The organism is Gimesia sp. (genome assembly GCF_040219335.1).
In the GTDB taxonomy this organism is placed as follows: domain Bacteria; phylum Planctomycetota; class Planctomycetia; order Planctomycetales; family Planctomycetaceae; genus Gimesia.
Map to the genome: position 1 here is coordinate 179,999 of NZ_JAVJSQ010000020.1, position 22,259 is coordinate 202,257.

The window sequence follows — 22,259 nt, forward strand, 5'->3', positions numbered from 1 at the left end:
CCCGATCAGAAGGACTTTTCGTCCAGCTCTGCCTGGCCGTTTGGTTGTCCCGCTGGAGTGATGAGTCGGGCATAGATTCCTGGATCAATATCAGGGCTCAGCGATCTTCCACTGCCATCACAGAAAATCACATTCACTACACCACCGGGGTGATTTGAACTGGGCCGCCAGGCCTGACTTTTTTTAGCGCCGGTCTGGGATCCAATGCTTGAGTCCGTCGAGGTTGTGGCATTCTCGAGAGTGAAATCCGTTGGCAGTGTGAGTCGAGTTGTGCCGCTGGAATACATGCCCTGCATGTCGATGCCAAAACCGAGACTGCCGGTATCGGTGGATGACCAGTTGCCCGCCTGCAGATTTTCTGAGAGCATCAGTGTCTGTCTCAGACCATCTCCTTTCTGGGAGATGAAGTCGAGTGACATACGAGATGTATAAGGTCGCCAGAAAACTCCGGTAGCAAATTTCACCGGGATGTCTGCTGTTGTCTTGATGTCGCCATCCAGCCCGCCGTCGGCACTGTCGGGACGGTGCGCTCTGTCAGTCGCAGTATTATAATGAGAGGTTACATAACCCACATTCGCGACATAAGAGAGTGCCCCCTGTTCTGTGTTCGCCGCGTCGTCAGGGCAGGTGAAGACGGGGAAACGTGTCGCATTCAGATTCGTCAGTAACGAAACCGCTTCTGCATTCATCGTGGCACTGGAAGCCTGACTGGCGGTCTCATCCCAGCGCTGGCGAAAACCGACGTTATCCAGGAAAGGCAGAATCGTCGTGCACCAGGTGAGGTCGTCGTGCGTCGCCTGTGGATTGGGGGCATCCTCGGTAGAAACGCTCATATTCGGATCCACCAGCAGCGGCAGTTCCGCATTTGCTCCGGAGGAGAAGTTAACGACAGCCAGGCCCACGTTTCGCATATTATTCAGGCAGGCTAATTTCCTGGAGGGAGCCCGGGCGCTTTCTACAGCGGGCAGAGTCAGTGCCACCAGGATTACAATAATCACGATCACCACAATTAATTCGGTCAGCGAGAAACCACTTCGCTCCGGTCGTTTTGTTTTTTGAATCTGCATGCGAGTGCCCCTTGAAAGAAATGACAAAGAGAGGTGTCTCGTGCGTTTCTAACGCCCAGAAGGAAACAGACGAACAGAAAGCACGCGCCCATACAGTATGCGGTCGAGATATGAAAAAAGCACCAGAGACCCGCTGATCTCTGGTGCCCGTTTGTTTGAACCGATTTGAGAAAATGACTCAAATGATGGTTGCAGGATCAGTCTTCAGATTAGAAGGATGCTCCATCAACAACAGCCTGACCATAACGCAGACCAGCAGGTGTCAGCAGACGAGCGTAAACGCCAGCGTCCATCTGTGGTGTCAGTGATTTTCCACTGCCGTCACAGAAGACAACGTTCACAGCACCACTGGGGTGGTTAGAGCTGGGACGCCAGGCCTGTGATTTGGCGGCAGTCAGGTTGGAACCGATGCGTGAATCGGTACCGCTGGTTGTGTTAACCAGGTTGAAACCGGAGGGCAGAGCCAGAGTGGTTGCACCACTGGAGTAGACACCTTGCAGGTCGACACCAAATCCGAGACTGCCTGTATCCTGGCTGGACCAGTTACCAGCCTGCAGGTTTTCGCTCAGCATCAGGGTCTGAGTCAGACCGTCGGCAGCTGAGATGAAGTCCAGAGACATACGTGAGGTGTGAGGACGCCAGAAGACGCCGGAAGCGAATTTGACAGGAATATCAGCAGTCGTCATCGCATCACCGTCCATACCACCATCGCCGGCCGGGTGATGTCCTACACCGGTCGAAGAGTCATAACCAACGCCGGCAGCGTTGTAGTTCGCAGTCACATAACCAATGTTAACGGCATAGGACAGTGCAGCCTGATCCGTACTGAACTGGTCATCCGGGCAAGTGAAAACCGGAAAACGATTGTTGTTCAGGGCAACGAAAGCATTGTAGTTGGCGTTTGAAGTACCACCAGTTGAGGCGTCTGAAATAACGCTGGCCAACTGATCCCATCGTTGACGGAAACCGACATTGTCGAGGAACGGCAGAATCGTCGTGCACCAGGACAGGTTGTCAAATCCGGCGTTCGCATTAGGAGCAGCGGTTGTGCTGACGGCAACGTTGGGATCGACGAGCAGCGGCAGCTGTGAGTTAGCGCCTGAAGAGAAGTTGACCACAGCCAGGCCGACGTTCCGCATGTTATTCAGGCAGGACACTTTCCGTGCAGCGGCACGGGCACTCTGGATCGCCGGCAGTGTCAGCGAGACCAGGATACCGATGATGGTGATGACCACCAGCAGTTCGATCAGCGTAAACCCTTTACGCTTTTGCAGTTTTTGTTTTACTCTAAGAGTATGCATTGTCATTCTCCTCACTAAGAATACGGTTCAAACTGATTATATATTACTTGTTTACAAGTAGCAAAAACAAACTCTAATTCGACGTGTTTTGACAGGAATCCGACGCTTCTCCGGCTTTAACCTGCCTGATCGGAACAGACGTTGTAAACATCCACCCCTGTTGACTTTACCCAGTGGCCCGCAACCGAAGTTGTTCACTCAGGTAACATGGCTTTCCCCCTCCCAGTTGTGTCAGATTTATCAATTATACCCACTTGCCCAGTTGGACAAGCCGGGTAAAACGGTCGTTTTATTGTTGAATCGTGTGACGGTAACGAATCAGGTTTTTCCAGTGGTCAAATTTACCCGTGCTGGGTTCAAATGCCTGCTCTGCCCGCGTCCGATCGATGACGAAGAAGCCCCGATAGTCAGGCTGGTTCGCGGTCCGAGCCGGATCAAAGGGTGACAGTCGCCCCCCGATCTGCACCGGACTGCCATACGTCGTGGTTCCTGCACCAGAGGCTTCGAAGTAAGCGACTGACATGAAGACCACAAACGTGTTACTCCGTGTTGTCGTGTTCGCAGCAATCTTGGATAACAGACGATTACGCGTATGGAAGTCAACTTTGTTTGTGGCAGCAACTGTCCCCAGGTGCTCGCCTCCCGTAGCAACTTCAAACAGTAGTCTGGGGTTGTAATTCGTTGAGCTGAAATCAGCTGGCAGACTACGATAGATCGTATTTTCACGCAGATTCCGAACAGCTGTCTGATCCCCCCCCGTTGGAATGTTTCTCTGGAGACTGCGGAAGGGAACCGCCTGTTCGTTGACCACCTTGGGATTCCCTGGAATACGGGGTTCACTCCCAGCAAGACCAGGTATGCCATAGCAAATAGGATCTCGAGAATTCTGGAACTGCTCCCACCAGTTAGCACCACCCAGGTGCGGTGCAGCCAGTGGTGGGTTCCGATCATTGATCGCCAGATTCAGTAAAAAGGCATCGGAATCATCCAGCAACGCAGCCAGGACTGAAGGATGCCGGATTGTATTCAGGTTGATGCGTCCTGGCACGCGAGGATCTGCCAGCGGATTTCCCAGTTGCAGGTGAGCTCGTGTCGGAACCTCGACAAATTCGAGTAGTCGATACCAGCGGTTGTCATCAGTTGCAACACCATCATCGGGGCCACTCGGATCCAAAAATTTCTGTATTCCAGCGAATTTAACATCGTCATTTTTAATTGCACTAACGGACGTATCAGTTCTGGTCTGCCACCCATTTTCTGTTGCCAAGTCACGGGTTACACGATTGGGGCCGATAACTGGAATCGAGAAGAGTTCGACCACTGAGGCAAAATCACGGTCAAAGTGGGGTTGCCAAACATCAAATCGTGGGTGATCGTCAGAAAAGGCCCAGCCACGTTCCGCAGCGTTGTCCGGAGTCGAGTCGCCGTCATCATCGAACGTCGCGATCCCTGGCAACCCATCAGGGCCCAGATCACCGGCCCCGGTATTGGAGTTGGTCGTTCCTACTGTGTTGGCACGGTAACCTGTCCCAGAACTACCTGCTGCGTGAGATCCCTGCCCGATACCACGAGCGTAGAGCGGCTGAGACCGTTCATAACTTTGCAGTTGATTTAACTGAGTTTGAATTTGCGTGCTCATATCCGATTCCTGCAACGCGAACTCATTCATTATCGCAGAAACGACCATACTGTCGACTTCCACCCATGGGTTATCTTCGTCAGCAGCAGTATTGAAGGCTGGAGTGTCTCGCCCCAGATGAGCACGCCTCATCAGACGTACAACAAAGGTTAGTGTGTCAAATTCTTCTCCTGAAGAAGGTACAGTATTAGAGCCATTCAGAAAATCACCACGATTGGCTAATGGAGTAACAATGTCGTTTTCACTAGTCAACCTGAAGTCACTGGCATCATCATCGGTAATCAAATCCGTCGCGGGACTCGAAGTGTCTCGGGGGACAATAATTGAGAAGGTTGGCGCACCTCCAGAGAAATTGGGATCAACGCGGAGAAAACTCTTACGGGGCATCCCTGACATCGGGTCTATGTTTTCACTATCTCCCGCGGAACGAATACTATAAATACCTCCTCCGGGAACGGTGCCGCTACGAAGGGTTAATCTTCTTTTATGTGAATCATCAAAACCACCAGCAAGTTCGGCAGGTACATCATCAAGCCAGTCATTTCCGTGCCCCAAACCATCAAGATCAGCATAGTCTTCGGGTGCGGTTTGAACTTTAGGCTCCAAACGAATCTGCCAGGCATCATTGGCAAAACTAACGGTACGGGTGCTCGCATTTCGCAGCTCGATGTAAGAGAAGTATCGATCTTTTTCGTCATCGTAGTCGGTCGCATCATGATTGACTGGATTTGACGAAGAGTCCTCGACCCGGGGCGCTTTGATCGCCAGAAATTCGCTGAGCGTCAATTTCTGTGCTTCGACACCAAACACCTCCGCACGATCACCACCCTCATCTGTGTAAGGGTTATCATCTAGACTCCAACCATCAGATAAATTGGTGTCATATTCGAAGCGTGTGATTACATCATCAGGATCAAGAGCATCAACCAGATTGACAGCAAACTGAGCCATTTCTCTGAGCTGTGAAGGCGTGTAAGGAGTCGCATTTAGGGTGTATTGAGTTGAGTCACTTCCGCCACCAAACGTGTAGAGCATAACATAGTAATCACGTGCCATCCGCTGACGGTCATAACGAGCCCAGATCTCCTGGTTGTTTGCCAGAGACATCGAATTTTCGGCTTGAGGAGGGTAGGATGGCAATACCGCAGGATTACCTCGCCATTCAGTGGATGGTGTAGTTCTATAAAGAATCTTCGAAGCAGGGAGCGCATCTAGTTGACCATTCCCGTTCAGATCTTCTCCCGGGTCAAGAGTACCATCATCATCAACATCTTCACCAGGATGTGGAGTCAAGGGACGAGTCGTCACTGTACGTCCTGTACCTGTATCCTCGAAAACTAAAAGCTCGTTAACATTCAACCTCATCTGCAATTTAGCGGTATCATCTGAGTTAGAATTGATATTTAGCAATGCACGTAACTCGCGTCTAAAGGGATCTACTGTGGCAGATGGAAAAGTAGGTGGAAACAGCGTACCACCAGCAGACTCCCAGTTACGCAAACTGGGTACAGCAGACATACCGAACTGCTTGCGGTCCCAACTCATCGTGGTGAATTTTTTACGAATCTGATTACCACGTTTATTGATGGTTGCTGCCCGGCCAAAGTTGAACGGCAGCAGGTTTTCCAGGCGGGAGTTGACGCCCGTGTCATCCTGGTCGGTCTGGCTCATATGCAGAAAGGCCAGATCGTCGGGGGTGAAAGGTTCATCATAGGGGCGTTGTACCTTTTCCATATCGACGGTAATTTCATCAGCATCGTCCATCAGGACGCCGAAGCTCGCTGAGGAATCGGCGACGGAATCCTTGAAGAAGGTCAGTCCGCTGTTGTAACGGATGCCGCCGGCAATCTCGAAATCCTGATAGCCTTTCCAGCCGTTATAGCCTACCAGAGCCTGACGGTAGCTCGCACCGGTTTTGTTGACTCTCCCCGAACCATTGAAAGCCAGGGGATGCATGAAGGAATGCACGTTCGCCCGGTTGCCCGCCAGGGATCCACTGAGGACGCCCCCTTCGTAACGGTTGGCGTTATCATCGACCAGGGTCTGTCCGGCTCGCGGGAAGGCGACCACGGGGGACCCGCTGGCATCAACGATGTAAATATTGTCTGTGGGATTGGTGCGGAGTGCATCGTACATCCGGTTGGGTTCGCCCCAGCGACCGGCGTAGAGGTCGATGACATCACTCTGAGTTCCATTGGCGATCGGACTGGGTGCAGTGAATTCGGGCCGTCCGAAGTTCAGGAAGAAGTATTCCATGTTCGATACTTCACGCCAGTCCCGGGTGTTTTCATACGCCGTCTGGAAGTCGCCTGCCCCCGCATAAGCACGAGGTGAAGCGATAGCACCATGTGGGTAAGGATAGCCACCGAAGAACAGACGATGCTGCTGGAAGACGTCGGCTGCTGAGGCGGATGATTTCAAATCGCCGCCTGAGGTTTCCAGTTCCGGACGGGCATTGAGTACCCACTGGGGATTGACTTCCCCGGGTGAGGAGAGCCCCATGTTGGACCGGGAGAGGAACAGATACTTGTCGGTATAGATCGAGCTGTGCTCGCCAAAGAAATTATTACTGGGAGTGTAGTTCAGATCGATATCGCCGGGGCGTCGCATGTTGCCGGCCGTATTCAGGTTGACCAGGCCGTCCATATCGTAAACGGTAAACGAGAACAGCGGCAGAATATATTTGGTTGGATCGCTGGGACTCTGAATCGGCGGAAAGTCGAGGTCCATCCAGATCCCTTCCAGCAGACCGTCGCTGTCGTTGTCGACATCAAGTTCGACGACCGGAGCTCCGAGGTTGAAGGAATTCGTGAAGATCCCCAGTTCGCCATGAGTGGTCGCATTCCCACCGGGATTCGTCAGCGGCTGAAAAGGGAACGAGCTCGTGAATCGAGGTGTCGTCGTAATAGTGCCATCAGGGGCCACGAAAACATGGCTGGGATGCGGACGTAAAACCATTCTTGTTGTTTCTTGTTCAGGAAGAACAGAACCATCATTCTCATACCAGTCATTGACATGAACACCAGTATTACTATTTCGTAAAAACTGTGGCCTGAGGAAAGACGGAATGACAACCCGACTCCAATTCCCGTTTAAAAGCGTGTACCCGTCGTAAGCCAGGAACAGGTTATTGATATCGGGAGCCGTGTAATCGACGTCCGGCTTCGGAAAAGTGGCCGTATCTGGATATGTAACTCCATTGTAAGCGGTGGGGCTCAGATTGATATTTTTGAATACGGCATTGTCAGGGGTCGTATTATAATCCTGGTCAACCGCCACGATCCCAGAGGTATCCATGATGACGTTAATTCCCTCCCCATTAAACGGGTGTAGGTCAGAACCAAACATGTTAGTCAACATGGAATACCGATTGATTGTTTCCTCTGTTAATCCGGTCGCCAATGCACTGTTGTAAAGTCCATTCTCGGGGCCTTTGACGAGTTGTTCCAGACCCCAGTTGAACAGAACATCGGCATCGAGGCCGGGGTCGGCTTCGTTGAGCGAGGCTTCTGTGAAGTACTGCGCGCTCCGCTCTTCCTGGGCTGCGAAGGTGTAGAAGACTACCCCGAGCAGGGAGAGCATCGCCAACAGGGCGATCACGACCAGCAACGTCGATCCGCGTCGGGACCGGTTCAGCTGAGTCTCATTGTTCTGTTTTTGTTTAAGCTTCATGGGTTTCATCTCAAAACCTCCCAAAGTGACCAAAGGCCGTGGCCCGGATTCGGCACATTGGGGAAATTGCCTGCTGAGTTGTGTCTGTTAACCTTCACCCTTATTCCGCAACGGCTGAATGAGGGTCATCTGCCTGAGCTGTCCACTGGATTGATCTTCGTAGCGAATTTCGATGCGAATCGATGTCAGGGGAGCAGCCCTGGGAACTGGTGTCTGGTTAGCCAGATCGTAAACGGGAACCTGGGGCGCAACAGCGGAAACTGTTGAATCGGACAACATCGGATAAGGTGGATCCTGATCGCCACCACTGGAGACGGCCCGAACGTGCCAGGTATCAAATACGTTCTGAAATACATTGTTGCCGTGAACCGTGTTCTGGCGTGCGCCCGGAGCAAAGCGAACCGCGGTTGCACCGCCGATATCGACATAGTCCTGGGCACCGTCATCGAAGACTTTGATATCAAACGAACGCACATTGGAAAGCACCAGGTCTTCTGAGCGACGCGATCCGTTACGGAGCAGGTCGATGACACGATCGTTGGGATTGACCAGCAGGGAGGGGCCGGACGGATCCATGGGATTGCCGCCACCACCGATAGAAGAATCTGTCAGATCCTGTGGGTAGTTGAAGTGCCGATGTGAAGTCTCTTCATGGGTGAACCGTCCGATGAACAGTTCCGGGTTCGAACCGGCAGAACTGGGTACGAATTCGCGGGAAAGGCCTGTCCCGTGATTAAAGCCGAACCGATATTGCGGCATACCAAGTGGATACCGCACTTCACTCCCGGTCGGGTCGTTATTTTTCAGCTCGCTCAGGTCATGAAAATGGACATAAGGGTTCATCGGATCAACGACATCCCTGAAGGCCGAGAAATCAAAGTCACGCCAGAAATTGTCGCCGGAAGTATATGCTTCCCCATACAGAGGACCGGGAGTACTGGTTGACCTCAGAAAGAAGGGCGTACTATTGTTATCTGAGGCTATAGGCTGTGCCGTCTGCGTGCTGGAAAGCGCCAGCGGTTCGCGAATCAACATGACCCGTCGATAGAGATTGCTGCCCCGCAAAAAGTAGGAGATTTCGGCTGCAGAAGACTGCGACGTTCCATCGGCGGTAATACGACCGTCATCGGCCTCCGGCTGGTTGGGATGGCGTGACAGAGTCGTTCCACCACTGGGGGCACGACCACTCAGATCGACGGCTTTACCGTAATAGAAATCTTCGGTGTCGTCTGCACGAGACGGATTCGCATAACGGGAAACCGTAAACTGAATGAAATCATCCGTATCATCGTTCGGATCATTTTCCGAAATGTAGAAGTAACCTTTCCGGTCCTCTTTGTGGTACAGATAGCTGCGGGGATCGGTGGGAGCAGGATTGACGCCTGCGGGCGTTGTGAAAGTCTGATAGTTACTGAATGGGAGCAGGTACTGGAACGTACGGCTATCCAGGTCTGCTTTCAGCACGGTGACCAGCAGACGTTCCCGCTGATCGTTTTCGGAAATCCCCCGCTGCGTGGTCATGGACCCGGAGAGCAGCTGGAAAATTTCGGTAAACATCAACATCATCAGCAGGACCAGGGCGACTGAAACCAGCATTTCGACCAGCGTAAAACCGGCGCGGACGCCGCGATTGGCGGCGCTGCGATCTGTAGGCCCCTGTTGTCTGATGTGAAAGGTGTTCATAAATAACTTCGCTTTATAACGGATGACTGACTGTCATTATTGATTTCAAATACTAGCGTGTTTTGTTGCCTAACGGATAAACCTGTACGACGTGCGGCATGAGGATCAGACCTGAAGCCGGTGTGTCATCTGCACTGGGGTTGATTGACTGAATGATGGGTTGATCCAGTGTGATATCTGCTGTGGGGCTACCGATCGGATAGTTATCCACTTTCTGAATGCGGTACCAGCGGGCGTTGATGGTATCGAAGACATAACCGCCCCGCTTGAGATTGGGTGGATCCACATTCGTGTTAAAGCGAACGCGGAAGGCACGCCGCCGGTAATCATCGGACCCAGCGGCCCCCTGCTCTCCTGCCTGTTCGTCGGTGGAACCATCGTTGTCGTCATCCACCCCCGAGATTCCCCAGTCCCCGTCGGGACCTGGTAACCACTGGGCAACGAAGTTTTCGACTTCGTGAACTGCTTCAAATTCGGGTGAAAAGTTGCGACGGAAGAAAACCACGACATCGACCGAGGCGATATCGCTGGCGATCGAACGACGGACGGTCAACAGGTAGGAGTATTGTGGATCGAGTGTCTCAAGACGGATCTTGGAAATACTGTCATACAGACCGTTGTTGGGCAGCGGATCAGAAAAACTGATTGTCGCTGCACCGCTGTTGATATTCGCGCCGGTAATAAAACGTTCCTGCATCTGCTTACCGGTGGTATCGTAAATCAGAATCCGCCCACCGACGGCCGACCCGGTTGCCGGAGTGACGATCTGTGAGACTTCATCCAGGTTGACAACCCCGGAAGCGATATCGTTGGCATCGATTGTAATCGTGTCGCGTGCCCCGTTGATTCCAGCTGGAATTCCGGAATAGAGTTCATCCCAGCTGTCCTGCTGGGTGAAGAAATTCAACGCCTGCAGCTGTGTCGTCAGGCCTGCATTGAAGCGACGGATGTTTGGAAACGGACTGCTGGAGCCATCGTTACCGAACCGGGCTTCGAGGCCGGTCCCATCCAGTGAGGCATAGTAGGCACCGAGGGGATCCACCACGTATTTGCGGTTTGCCCGCTGATGGGCGATATGCCCGTTCGCATTCAGAGTGCCATCCGGATCGAAGACAAAGTGAGTCGGGAAGGAATCGATGAGTGCTTCCGCGTTGTAACGCAATACGGTCGCGTTTGTCAGCTGAGTCGCCTGGACTCCCCGCAGAATGGAAATCGGAAACAGGGACGCGAGGGAAACCACACCGATGCTCATAATCATGACTGACATGAGAACTTCCATCAGCGTCACACCGGCGCGCTGCTGTGAACCGGGAGTGCGAAGAACGGGTTGGCCTGATTTGAAACGGAATGTTTTCATTTGGCGGTCTCCCCGGATTCTGCATAGTAAAAGACATCAGGTGCCTGTCCGGTAGGAACGCTGACCGCGTTATCGAAGAACAGCGGATAGGCGCTGACATTCCCCGTGCGGGTAAAAATGGAGAGTAAAGAAGGAGTCGAATTCAATTCCACTTTCCAGGTGACACCGCCATCGGTAAAGGTGGCGCCTTCGGTGCGAGCAGTTGCTCCCATGAAAATGGAGGGGTTGCTGCCACTCGTGCCGGTGGATGACACTGCCGTATACATGCGATCGTAAGGTTTAAAATTCATATCCCAATCAAGGGTACCGGGCGTGATGTACCGGGCAGGTAAGAGCACGCGGTCCCCTTCGGAATAGCCTGTGGTTGAGAGCCAGGTCGACCGGGCATTTTCAATGGTATCGATGACGAAATGAATCTTGCCCCCTCCCGCTTCGCTGCCGGAAACGGAGCCACGGGGTGAAAACATCAGGTCAAGCTGGCTGGAATAGAGACGGATATCATCTGATCCGGGCCAGAGGTATTCACCATTGTCATCGGTACCGCCGGAACCATCATCATTAACGCCGGCTTTTCCGGGCTGACCATCATCACCGCCAGACACACCTGTAATCCGCCAGCTGGCGGGCAGGTAGGAACGATCGAGGTCGATGCAGGTATTGTTAGGAAGCAGTGTCGGCTCTTCTCCTGAAAGTACCACAGGGGGCAGCTCCAGCAGATAGGTCGAAGGACCACTGCCGGGTGCGAAGGCCACAACTTCAGAGGTATCGGACGTACCCGGGTCCCGGTAGGCTGTCGTCAGGCGGAGGATTTCGGTTCCCCCGGTCACGGGTGATTGATTCAGATTGATAGTGTACCAGGATCCGCTGGCATCGCCGGGGATCTTGATCCGAGCACCATCCACCAGCTGACCACGGTTGTAAAGGAAATTCCAGTCAGTACCATCACCACGCACATGCAGGATCGTATCAGGTGTGCCATCACCGATAGTATCGATGCGTTCCAGGCGAATCACACCCTGGCTCCAGTCAGGGCTGGGCGCGATATAAACCATGCTGGTCACCATGGCTGGATTATTCGGATCAACCAGGAAACGAACCCCCCGGGGTTCCTTGGCATAGATGGCCCGGTCGCGAGCCCCCGCCAGGTAAGACTGAACCTGTCGTGAGGCACTCCGCGTCACATCGCTGGAGAGTGCCAGATTGATCGAGGAGACGGTCATCACGGCCAGAATCGCCAGGATGGAAATCACGACCAGCAGCTCGACCAGCGTAAAGCCAGTGCGGCGTTCTGATGTGAATCGCAGCGGTAACTGATTGTCCTTATGAAAGGCGTACATAGACGTTACCTTCCTCCGGCTCGTTGATTGTGGTTGGTAATATTATCGAAGACACCTTCGACAATAGGAATGACCGGCTGTGCCAGCACACCCGTGTTGACTTCGTCGTGCGGTTCCTGCAGCCCCAGGATGCCATCCTGGCCAGCGGAAACGATCAGGGGCAGCCAGAATGTATTCATGACGCCATACTGACCGGTCACATACTGTGAGTCTGCACTGCTGTTAAATAACGGCGTCAGCAGATCCCCCGAACGATTGTTTTCGTGCTGGATCCGACCTTGAGGATCGTCGGCGTCAACGTTCATAGGGTCTGCTTCGTTGAATCCGGCTGCTGAAGCGGGGGGCAGTCCGTTAAAGAAGGCACTGGCAATGTCCCGCCGAATAGTCGAACCATCAGGCTTGATCAGACGGGTCGGCCAGCGGTAGAACCGAAGTGGTTTGCCCCAGCCATCGACGAACTCCATGAGCCCGTCACCATCAGTGTCGGCAACTTCCGATGCGAGAAACGCATCTTCCCCGACCGGCGAGACCCCATAGGTTTCATGTTTGGTGAGGATGTAATACAGGTATTCCGAACTGATACTGGCACCAGCATCGGCCCCCAGATTTCCGGCAGCACCAGAAGCGACCCCCTGCTGGGCGTCCATGGCGGCATTGACACTCGGATTTTCCGCGACATATTGAGGCAGGTTCTGTCGAAAGATGTCTTTACGGACCAGGATTTCGACGACCGGCTTGGGAATACTGCGGTATTTTGCACCGTAGTTGTTCACCAGCGATGTATATTTCTGCCCCACCAGGGACTGCAGCTGCTGCTGGTTTTTCGTGGAGTCGAGTGCTTTCCGCATGGCTTCGATGCGATCCTGCATCAGACCATTCACTTTGACGATGGTCGACATGGTCTTTTTCTCACGCGCTTTATTCCCGATGTTGCGAACCACAAATGCGGACGTAGCAATCAGGAACAGCAGAATGCCAATGACCACCAACAACTCGACGATCGTAAAACCGCTTCGCGCTGATCGAACAGATTGATGAGTTATATTACGACGCATTGAAAACCTGACATCATTGATGAGAGAGACACAAATGAATTTATGAACTACTGACTACTTCAACGCCCCGCCGACAAAATTGGTGATATTGTCTGCTTCAACAGTCCGACCGGCCGGGAAGTTTTTATTGGCGTCATAATTGCCGCCGGTCCCGAACTGATAGTCAGCACCGGGTGAAATAATCTGATATGACTTGGGCTTGAAAGGTGTACTGTTAGTCGACGGAGTCGTTGAAGGATCTCCCTGGAAATAGACGCTGGTCATACCTGTCCCGGTAATATCCGCCACGCGATAGCCGCGTCCGTCATAGCTGCTGACGTAGATATAAGGCTTCTGTTGACTGGGAAAGGGATCAAGGAATTCGGGGGAAAGATCACCGTCTGTATCAACAAAACGACTGTTATCAAATTCGAAGTAGGGCCCCAGACGTCCGGAATTCGTCGCTGTCAGAGAAGCAGAGTAACCTGGATCTGCTGAAGTATGGCCGGGATTTAGAAAAGGACGGGCTGGATTTTTTGAGAAGCCAAACACCCGAAACGTGCCATCAGCAGCCCGTTCCGAAACACCTCCCAGGAAGAAGACCAGACATTCCCCTGCATTCAGTGCAATCACGTCTGTGGTGTCCCCATCCCCGTTGATATCTTTATCAAGGCCGAAGTTAAACTGTGGCCACATTTTGCGGATCAGTCCTTTGCTGCGCTGATCCCAGGTGGCACTGCCGGATTCATAGAGCACGATGCCACTGGGGGGATCCATACCGAAATCCTGCCTGAAGGCAGTAATGGCACCTTCCAGGCTGGTAATTTCCGTTCTGACGTTCGCCTGCTGTGCTCGGAGACGGACGGCACCTACGGCGGGGATGAGGAGGCCGATCAGAATCAGGATGATCACGATCACAATCATGAGCTCGATCAGAGTAAACGCACTCCTGTTGTGCTGCGACGCCGAAGGGGCATTTGGCGACCGTTTTTGCATTTTTAACTCCTAACTCTTTTCATTGATTCATTTTAGCATTAGAAAACATCCCGTTTGCCTGATACAGGCGGGTTCAGCCGGGACTTTTCTACAATATATATAGGGCAAATTTTATGCCCGACTTTCACTATTTAAGTTAAGTCATTTTTATATAACAACTTATCACCATTCAGGCAGTATCAGAGAGGGGCGAAAAACTGTATTATTCTGCAACACCCCTCTCAAAATACTACGATATAACTAGGACAAATCGTTGAGCAATTTAATCAGAGGCATGAAGAGTGCGATGACGATGAACCCCACGATGAGCCCCAGTACGATCACCATCAGAGGTTCCAGCAGACTCACCAGGGCGTCCACGAGCACAGCGACTTCTTCGTCGTACACATCCGCCACCTTGTAGAGCATGTCATCGAGCGCACCGGTCTCTTCACCCACGTCCACCATGTTGACCACGATATCATCCACGATGCGGGCTTCCTTCAGCGGAACCGCCATGGTCTCCCCTTCGCGGATCGCGGCATAAATCGTATCGAAGGCCCTCTGGAAGACCATGTTCCCCGCCGTGTCACGGGCGATGATAATCGCTTCCAGAATGGGTACCCCGGATGAAATTAATGTCCCCAGCGTTCGACAGGTTCGCGCGGTCACCGACTTACTGATAATTTTCCCTAACAAGGGTATTCGTAGCGAAATCCAGTCGACAATAAACGCTCCTTTCTTGTTCTTCCTCACAATCTTGATGAAGATCCAGAGCGCAATCGGAACGGCCGGGAAAAGATAGAAGTAGTTCACCACAATATCACTAACATTCATGAGCATGAGCGTAATACCGGGTAGTTCAGTACCGAAGTCGAGGAAGATCTTTTTGAACTTCGGAATAATCCAGTACATGATGAAGCCCACGATCAAACTGGCTACCGTGATCACGGCGACCGGATAGATCATCGCCCCCTGCACTTTTTTCTTCAGACTCTGGGCCCGTTCCTTGAACTCGGCCAGACGCTGCAGAATGATTTCGAGCGCACCACCGGCCTCACCGGCTTTCACCATGTTGACGTACAGGTTATCGAAGCACTTAGGCTGCTTGGCCATGGCTTCGGAGAGCGTGTTCCCCGATTCAATATCTTCAATAACGCCATCCAGGGAGGCTTTGAGCGGCCCCGGTTTGGCCTGCGATTCCAGAATTCGCAGACTTCTCAGGATCGGCAGACCAGCGTCCTGCAGCGTGGATAGCTGACGGGTGAAGGTACAGAGCTGTTTGGGACGCACGCCGCCGATGGAGAACCCACCTTTCTTGGCGCTGGCTTTCTTGGCAGCTGCCCCCCCTTTGCCGCCTGCTCCTTTTTTCTGTTTTTTGCCGCGGCCTTTTTCAGCAATTTTGGTAACGAAAAAGCCCTTCTCTTTGATCATGGTCTGGGCATCGGCTTCGGAAGGTGCTTCGATGGTATCTTTGACCTCGAGCCCTGTGTTATCCATGGCCTCATACTGATAAACCGGCATGGCGTTACTCCGTCATTAGTCGTCTTGAAAAAGTGTGTTTTGCATGTACCTGGTGGTAGCAGATTATTCGATATCTTCCATAACGGTTTCCCGCACGACCTCGTCGATCGTGGTGACTCCGTCAAAAATCAGTTTCAGCCCGGCTTCACGCAGCGTGGTCATTCCCTGGCTGCGTGCCACATTTCGAATGTCGTCGACCGACGCATCCTCGGTGATCAGGTCGCGAATTTCGTCGGTGACGTCCATGAGTTCATACAGACCGGTACGGCCTTTGTATCCCGAGTTATTACAGGTGGCACAACCTTTTCCATAGTAGAAGCTGTACTGTCGTGCCTGCTCGATGGGGAGTTGCAGTTCCATGAGCAACTCATCGCTGGGCTCGAACTCGGTCCGGCACTCTTTACAGATGGTTCGCACCAGACGTTGTGCCTGAATCGCTTCAACCGTCGCGGTGATCAAGAAGGTCGGAACCCCCATATCACGCAGTCGAGTGATCGCCGACGGTGCGTCGTTGGTGTGCAACGTGCTGAATACAAGGTGACCGGTCAAAGCACTCTGCACCGCGATTTCGGCGGTTTCGTAGTCACGAATCTCACCGATCAGAATCTGGTCGGGATCGTGTCGCAGAATCGCCCGCAGCACTGATGCGAAGGTCACCTGGATATCGGGATTCACCGGTACCTGAATCAGGCCGTCGATGTCGTACTCGATCGGGTCTTCGGTTGTAATAATTTTTTCTTCGATGACGTTAAGCTCATTCAACGCCGAGTAAAGGGTCGTGGTTTTCCCACTCCCCGTCGGGCCGGTCACCAGTACGATCCCGTTGGGGCGATGAATCATTTCGCGGAAACGGGTGAGTGTATTCGGATCCATGCCGATTTTATTCAGGTCTAGCTGAACCACGGTCCGGTCCAGAACTCGCATAACGACCGCTTCGCCGAACAGGGTAGGCAGCACACTGACACGCAAGTCGACCGGGTTGCCGCCGACGTTCAATTCGATACGACCGTCCTGCGGCAGACGCCGTTCGGCGATGTCGAGGTCGGCCATAATTTTGATACGGGAGACGATGGCATTCGCCAGGTGGCGGGGAGGAGGAACCATTTCATACAGCACACCGTCGGCGCGAACACGGATCTTGAATTCATCTTCAAACGGTTCCATGTGGATGTCGGAAGCTTTATCTTTAATCGCCAGCAGCATGACCATGTTGAGCAGCTTACGAATCGGAGCCGCATCGACGAGTTCATCCGTATCGGTGATGTTGTAGACGTTTTTGCCGGTCTCCTCACCCAGTTCATCCTCGATAGCTCCGATGACGTCTTCGATGCTGTCCTGATGCTCGGAGTAATGTCGTTCGATGGCCGCTTCAACATCTTTCAGGTTCGAAACCGCACCGCGGACATCGTATCCCAGAAAGTTACGCAGGTCATCGAGGGCTGCCACGTTCTGAGGATCAGCCATGGCGACGGTCAACACGCCGTCTTTCAGGGAAACGGGCATGATCTTGTAAATCGAGGCCATCGTTTCCGGAACCAGTTCCAGCACCTTGGGAGGAATATTGGTTTCACTCAGTTCAACAACAGGCATACCCCACTGTTCGGCGAGTGCCTGGGTGACCTGCTCGTCAGTCACGAGGCCCATGCGGATCGCCACCTGGCCGATCACTTCCCCCGGACTCTGCTTCTGTTCTTCCAGAATATCCCATAACTGATCTTCTGAAATGTATCCCAGATCGACCATGATTTGACCAAGGCGTCGTGCTGCCATGTGTGTCTACCTCTGATTAACACCTAGTTTATTCCAGACAGAAAAGGACGACGTCACTGTGTCGCCTTTCTGTTTTGATCTCAATCCTCAAAGTCATCGTCTTCGTCGTCTTCATCGTCATCTTCCAGGAGGCCCTTCTTGGCCATCGCAATCTTGGCTTTCAACTCACCTGGATTATTGGAGCGAATGACAACATCTTTTTCTTCACACAACCCGTCGCGCCAGAGATTGAACAACGCATCGTCGAGCAGCTGCATCCCGAATTTACGCCCTGTCTGAATACTGGAGTTGATACGATAGGTTTTCGCTTCACGAATCAGGTTCGCGATCGCGGGTGTAACGACCAGCATTTCATAAGCGGCGACCAGCCCCTTGGGTTTCTTAGGCATCAGCGCCTGACTCAGAATCCCGATAATCGAGCTGGAAAGCTGCGTGCGGATCTGGTCCTGCTGACTGGTGGGGAACACGTCGATAATTCGGTCTACCGTTCCCTGAGCACCAGTGGTGTGCAACGTTCCAAACACAACGTGACCCGTTTCCGCAGCGGTGATCGCCGCTGAAATGGTTTCCAGGTCTCGCATTTCCCCCACGAGAATCACGTCCGGGTCCTGTCGCAGAGCACGACGCAGCGCTTCGGGGAAGGTCGGCACATCCACGCCGATCTCACGCTGGTTAATGGTCGATTTTTTATGCTGGTGATAGTACTCGATCGGATCTTCCATCGTGATGATGTGGTGATCCATCGTGTCGTTCATATGATTGATCATACTCGCGAGGCTGGTAGTCTTTCCTGACCCCGTTGGACCGGTCACCAGGAACAGACCACGGGGGCGTTCCAGCAGGTCACCAATCACTTTGGGCAGCCCCAGCTGTTCGAACGTGAGGAACTCGTTGGGAATTCGACGCAGCACCATACCGATTTGGCCACGCTGCTTGAAGACGGACACTCGAAAACGCGCTTTTTCTCCAAACGCGAATCCGAAGTCGGTCCCCCCGACTTCCTGCAGTTCCTGCTGGTTTCGCTCGGGTGTGATACTCTTCATCAACGCGACGGTATCATCCGGCTCCAGACTTTTGGTTTCCAGGCGGACCATCCGGCCCCCGACGCGTACAACAGGAGGCTGCCCGGTGGTGATGTGCAGGTCACTCACCTTTTCTTTAACGACAGTCTCCAGCAATTTATCAATCTGAACTGTTGCCATCCAAAGTACTTTCTGAAAACGCGATATTTGGATCTGGAGCGTGTTCGACGAAGATCGGAAATGAGATCAACGCCGGAAATCGAGGATCATTCTGTGACTTGAGGCAATCCTTTTCTCAGAACGATCATGAACTTCCGGCTTTCCGTGAACCACCTGATGTAACAAGTTATCCGAGAACAAAATAACGTAGATTTAGATAAGACGATTTAGAAATGTATTTATGAATTCGGGCCGCTTTTGAGTGCGAATCCGATGTAATTATCCGGTAATGTCAGGCAAAACTCAACAAAATCAGGGAATTTAGATCAATATCTTCACATGAAAAGTCAGAACGATCAGCACCTGGAACCGGGTGATTGCCCTTAAAATGCTCCTGAAACAGAGTGTCTGAACGCGACCAGATTAAGAATCCATGCCCTTAGCCAGCTTCATTGCTTCCGAGAGTGTTGTGATGCCCAGCAGGGCCTTATCAGTAGCATCCTCTGCAAGTGATTTCATCCCGTGCAGGATGGCCTGCCGCCGAATGTTTTGTGAAGCCTCACTGCGGAAAGTCATCTCACGTATAGCGGAATTCATCATCATCAGTTCAAAAACCGCCTTACGCCCTTTGAAGCCTGTGTGTGAACATGTGTTGCAACCCTTGCCTCGATTGAAGATCGCTTTCTCCATCTGGCTGGAGGTGATACCGAGGTACTCCAGCTCCCCTGGATCGGGTGTGTATTGCTCCACACATTTACCACAGACAACACGCACCAGACGCTGTGCCATGACCGCCATCACACTGGAAGCCACAAGGAACGGCTGAACACCCATGTCGATCAAGCGTGTAATAGAACTGGGCGCGTCGTTCGTATGTAGGGTACTGAATACCAAGTGTCCTGTCAAAGATGCTTGAATTGCCATCTCAGCAGTTTCCACATCGCGAATTTCTCCCACGAGGATCACGTTGGGGGCCTGTCGCAACATAGCACGAATGATTCGGGAAAAATCCAGACCAATGCTGTGCTTCACTTCCACCTGATTGATACCAGGCAAATAGTATTCGACCGGGTCTTCGGCGGTAATGATCTTCCGGTCGGGTCGGTTCAGCTCACCCAGAGCACTATACAAAGTTGTAGTCTTACCACTCCCCGTAGGCCCCGTCACGAGAAAGATGCCGTTGGGGCGCCGAATGATCGTCTGGAAGCGGCGGTAGTTCTCTTCCGAGAAACCGAGGTTTCGAATCCCGACTTTAATGTTATCCCGGTCCAGAATACGCATGACCACTGCCTGGCCATGGTTGGTTGGCAGAATACTGACACGCAGGTCGTAGTCCTTACCGGAAATAGTGGTCTTGATACGACCGTCCTGCGGACGACGTTTCTCAGCGATATCCATTTTCGCCATAATCTTGAAACGGGAGACCAGGGCGGAGAGCAGACGGCGGGGCGGGCTGTCCCGTTCGATCAGGGAACCATCGATCCGGTACCGAATTCGGATCCGGTCTTCGAAGGGTTCGACATGAATATCACTGGCCCGCATATTAACCGCTTCACTAATGATCAGGTTGGCCAGGCGGATAACAGGGGCACTCTCGTCCTCTTCTTCTACACTGGTGGACGTCGCCAGCTCGGTCGCGGTGATATCGATCTGAGTTTCAGTGAACTCTTTCAGCATCGTATCGACCGACTCAGTCTCACTTTGACCATAATGCCGGTTGATTGCGGCCTGAATCGCTTCGATGGGGGCCATCACCACATCGATATCGCGGTTGATAATGAACCGCAACTTGTCCAGAACTTCGTACTTCATCGGGTCGTGCAGGGCGATCTGCAGTGAATCCCCCCGCATCCCCACTGGAATTACCGTGTTTTCACGGGCCATGGACTCCGGCACAAGTTCGATCACGGACTGGGGAATTTCCAGGCCTTCCAGCTCAACGAACTCATAACCATACATGGATGCCTGGGCCTGGGCGATCACCTCGGCTCCGACGTAGCCCAGCTTGACCAGCGCTTCCCCAGGAGAAATTCCCATTGAACTGGCCAGACTGGAAGCTTCGTCCAGCTGTGCGGGACCAAGATATCCATCATCGACTAACTGTTGCATCCAATCATCGGCCATTCAATTTCTCCACGGAATAGAATCAGATTTCACCAGCAACGCTTTTTGTTTGTCCCATAACGCATGCAGGGAATCAAGACTCTGGTTCGATCTGGTTTGTGAAATTTCTATGAACTCAAGGCGATTCGCTCGGCAGAAACAGGCTCCTGTTACGACTCCAGCACCGATCAAACTCAGTTCGACTGAGCTGATTAATCTCGGTTCATCATGTTTCGTTCAGGATAATAGTTTGCAGATAGGTCGAGCTAGAATTGCCTATTTTAATTTTGAAGTGAATGAGGAAGAGTGTCAAGCAAGTAATTGCTATACATAAAATACTCGAAGAGTTTTCCCCGGCAGGTTTTACGCCAAAAAAGGCGTCTCTATTCACTCATCGTCATTAACGGGGATCAGACTGAAAAAGAAACAGCCAGCTCCTGCATGGCAGAGAGCGTTGTCTCAATCTGAGACCGTGTTGTAAAAGGCCCGGGACTGAAGCGAATCGTGCCCCCCCACTCTACGGAACGAATTGAGTCATGAATGCGCGGAGCACAGTGCAGACCGGCTCGAACCTGAATCCCGAAGTTTTCATCAAGAATCGATGCCAGCACCTGTGGTTCCACCGCCTGATTGATCAGGCTGACCACCCCCACGCGGTCTGCTACCTCCTGCGGTCCGGGCACTTCAAAGCCAGAAAGAGAACGAAAGCTTTCCAAAAGACACCCCGTCAACTCCTGTTCGTGCCGCCTGATATCCTCAAGGCCTCTGTCCTGCAGGTATTCCAGTGCAGCTTTTAAACCAACCAGGCCGGGAGTGTTGTGGTTGCCCGCCTCGTATTTATCGGGTTGAGTCAGGGGCTGGGTCTCTTCTTCGCTGCTGGTTCCTGTCCCGCCCTGCTTCAGGCTTTCAACCTGCTCCGCCAGATCGGCCCGGATATAAACCAGCCCTGTCCCCAAGGGCCCCAGCAGCCCCTTATGGCCGGGACAGGCCAGAAAGTCGATCGGCTGCGCGGAAACGTTCAAAGGGAGATGCCCGACAGACTGTGCTGCGTCGACCAGAAAGAGTACCCCCGCCTCGCGTGCGATCTCTCCTACTTCATCAATAGGTTGAATGCTGCCGGTGACATTCGAAGCATGGTTCAGAATGATGAGCCGGGTATTTTTGCGGAGTGCCTGTTTAAAAGCGAGCGGATCGACCACTGACTCTGCATTCGCGGGGATATATGTGACCTCCAGCCCCCAGCGCTGTTTCAGTGTCTGTAAGGGACGGAGCACGGAATTGTGCTCAACATCGGATGTAATGACATGATCGCCCGGGCGGAGCAGACCGTGAATCACTGTATTGAGACTGTCGGTGCCATTAAACGTGAAGCTCACTTCTTCAGGTCGGCTCGCCCCCAGAACTTCAGCTGCCAGCTTACGACACTGATCTACATCAGATTGTACCTCGACCGATTTTCGATAGGCCCCCCGGCCGACAGGTGCACCGCAGTGGCGATTGTATTCATCGATGGCGGTGTAAACTGTATCCGGCTTGGGATAGCTGGTCGCCGCGTTATCCAGATAGATCAGCTGCTCGTTCATGTATCGTTCACCGTCAGGAAGGAACCTGCGAGA

13 protein-coding genes are annotated in these 22,259 nt (G+C 52.7%); all 13 read right to left on the reverse strand.

From position 1 onward, the window contains the following. Window positions 1-5: 5 nt before the first annotated feature. Entirely contained in the window at window positions 6-1,067 is a 1,062-nt protein-coding gene (locus RID21_RS18085) for a DUF1559 family PulG-like putative transporter (RefSeq protein WP_350191219.1), read from the reverse strand. Between the two features lie 209 nt (window positions 1,068-1,276). Continuing rightward, on the reverse strand, window positions 1,277-2,368 hold the full coding sequence (locus RID21_RS18090) for a DUF1559 family PulG-like putative transporter (RefSeq protein ID WP_350191221.1): 1,092 nt from the start codon (window positions 2,366-2,368) through the stop codon (window positions 1,277-1,279). A 289-nt stretch (window positions 2,369-2,657) separates the two neighbouring features. Further along, window positions 2,658-7,679 (reverse strand): hypothetical protein, encoded by a 5,022-nt coding sequence (locus tag RID21_RS18095; protein ID WP_350191223.1) that lies wholly within the window; start codon window positions 7,677-7,679, stop codon window positions 2,658-2,660. An 87-nt stretch (window positions 7,680-7,766) separates the two neighbouring features. Next, window positions 7,767-9,362, reverse strand: a complete 1,596-nt coding sequence (locus RID21_RS18100; protein WP_350191225.1) for a PulJ/GspJ family protein — start codon at window positions 9,360-9,362, stop codon at window positions 7,767-7,769. 52 nt (window positions 9,363-9,414) lie between these two features. Continuing rightward, a complete protein-coding gene (locus tag RID21_RS18105; RefSeq protein ID WP_350191227.1) occupies window positions 9,415-10,719 on the reverse strand; it encodes a type IV pilus modification PilV family protein in 1,305 nt (434 codons plus the stop codon). Then, a complete protein-coding gene (locus RID21_RS18110; protein WP_350191229.1) occupies window positions 10,716-12,056 on the reverse strand; it encodes a pilus assembly FimT family protein in 1,341 nt (446 codons plus the stop codon). The genes RID21_RS18105 and RID21_RS18110 overlap by 4 nt, the downstream gene beginning before the upstream one ends. 5 nt (window positions 12,057-12,061) lie before the next feature. Then, window positions 12,062-13,111 (reverse strand): type II secretion system protein, encoded by a 1,050-nt coding sequence (locus RID21_RS18115; protein ID WP_350191231.1) that lies wholly within the window; start codon window positions 13,109-13,111, stop codon window positions 12,062-12,064. 54 nt (window positions 13,112-13,165) lie between these two features. Beyond that, the gene (locus tag RID21_RS18120) at window positions 13,166-14,086 is read right to left on the reverse strand and encodes a prepilin-type N-terminal cleavage/methylation domain-containing protein (RefSeq protein WP_350191233.1); all 921 of its coding nucleotides are present in this window, start codon (window positions 14,084-14,086) and stop codon (window positions 13,166-13,168) included. 240 nt (window positions 14,087-14,326) lie between these two features. Further along, window positions 14,327-15,589, reverse strand: coding sequence for a type II secretion system F family protein (locus RID21_RS18125; protein WP_350191235.1), 1,263 nt, complete (start codon window positions 15,587-15,589; stop codon window positions 14,327-14,329). 63 nt (window positions 15,590-15,652) lie between these two features. Next, a complete protein-coding gene (locus RID21_RS18130) occupies window positions 15,653-17,359 on the reverse strand; it encodes a GspE/PulE family protein (RefSeq protein WP_145044426.1) in 1,707 nt (568 codons plus the stop codon). Between the two features lie 80 nt (window positions 17,360-17,439). Then, window positions 17,440-18,561: a type IV pilus twitching motility protein PilT gene (locus RID21_RS18135; protein ID WP_350191237.1), complete on the reverse strand. Its 1,122-nt coding sequence runs from the start codon at window positions 18,559-18,561 to the stop codon at window positions 17,440-17,442. A gap of 402 nt (window positions 18,562-18,963) precedes the next feature. After that, complete coding sequence (locus RID21_RS18140; RefSeq protein WP_145044428.1) at window positions 18,964-20,664, reverse strand: GspE/PulE family protein; 1,701 nt, start codon at window positions 20,662-20,664, stop codon at window positions 18,964-18,966. Between the two features lie 389 nt (window positions 20,665-21,053). After that, window positions 21,054-22,226 (reverse strand): aminotransferase class V-fold PLP-dependent enzyme, encoded by a 1,173-nt coding sequence (locus RID21_RS18145; protein ID WP_350191239.1) that lies wholly within the window; start codon window positions 22,224-22,226, stop codon window positions 21,054-21,056. Window positions 22,227-22,259: the final 33 nt, after the last annotated feature.

Coding starts and splice junctions, on each gene's coding strand:
- RID21_RS18090 (WP_350191221.1), bottom strand. CDS start 2,368: ATGCATACTCTTAGAGTAAAACAAAAACTGCAAAAGCGTAAAGGGTTT.
- RID21_RS18120 (WP_350191233.1), bottom strand. CDS start 14,086: ATGCAAAAACGGTCGCCAAATGCCCCTTCGGCGTCGCAGCACAACAGG.
- RID21_RS18105 (WP_350191227.1), bottom strand. CDS start 10,719: ATGAAAACATTCCGTTTCAAATCAGGCCAACCCGTTCTTCGCACTCCC.
- RID21_RS18095 (WP_350191223.1), bottom strand. CDS start 7,679: ATGAAGCTTAAACAAAAACAGAACAATGAGACTCAGCTGAACCGGTCC.
- RID21_RS18115 (WP_350191231.1), bottom strand. CDS start 13,111: ATGCGTCGTAATATAACTCATCAATCTGTTCGATCAGCGCGAAGCGGT.
- RID21_RS18085 (WP_350191219.1), bottom strand. CDS start 1,067: ATGCAGATTCAAAAAACAAAACGACCGGAGCGAAGTGGTTTCTCGCTG.
- RID21_RS18140 (WP_145044428.1), bottom strand. CDS start 20,664: ATGGCCGATGATTGGATGCAACAGTTAGTCGATGATGGATATCTTGGT.
- RID21_RS18110 (WP_350191229.1), bottom strand. CDS start 12,056: ATGTACGCCTTTCATAAGGACAATCAGTTACCGCTGCGATTCACATCA.
- RID21_RS18130 (WP_145044426.1), bottom strand. CDS start 17,359: ATGGCAGCACGACGCCTTGGTCAAATCATGGTCGATCTGGGATACATT.
- RID21_RS18100 (WP_350191225.1), bottom strand. CDS start 9,362: ATGAACACCTTTCACATCAGACAACAGGGGCCTACAGATCGCAGCGCC.
- RID21_RS18135 (WP_350191237.1), bottom strand. CDS start 18,561: ATGGCAACAGTTCAGATTGATAAATTGCTGGAGACTGTCGTTAAAGAA.
- RID21_RS18145 (WP_350191239.1), bottom strand. CDS start 22,226: ATGAACGAGCAGCTGATCTATCTGGATAACGCGGCGACCAGCTATCCC.
- RID21_RS18125 (WP_350191235.1), bottom strand. CDS start 15,589: ATGCCGGTTTATCAGTATGAGGCCATGGATAACACAGGGCTCGAGGTC.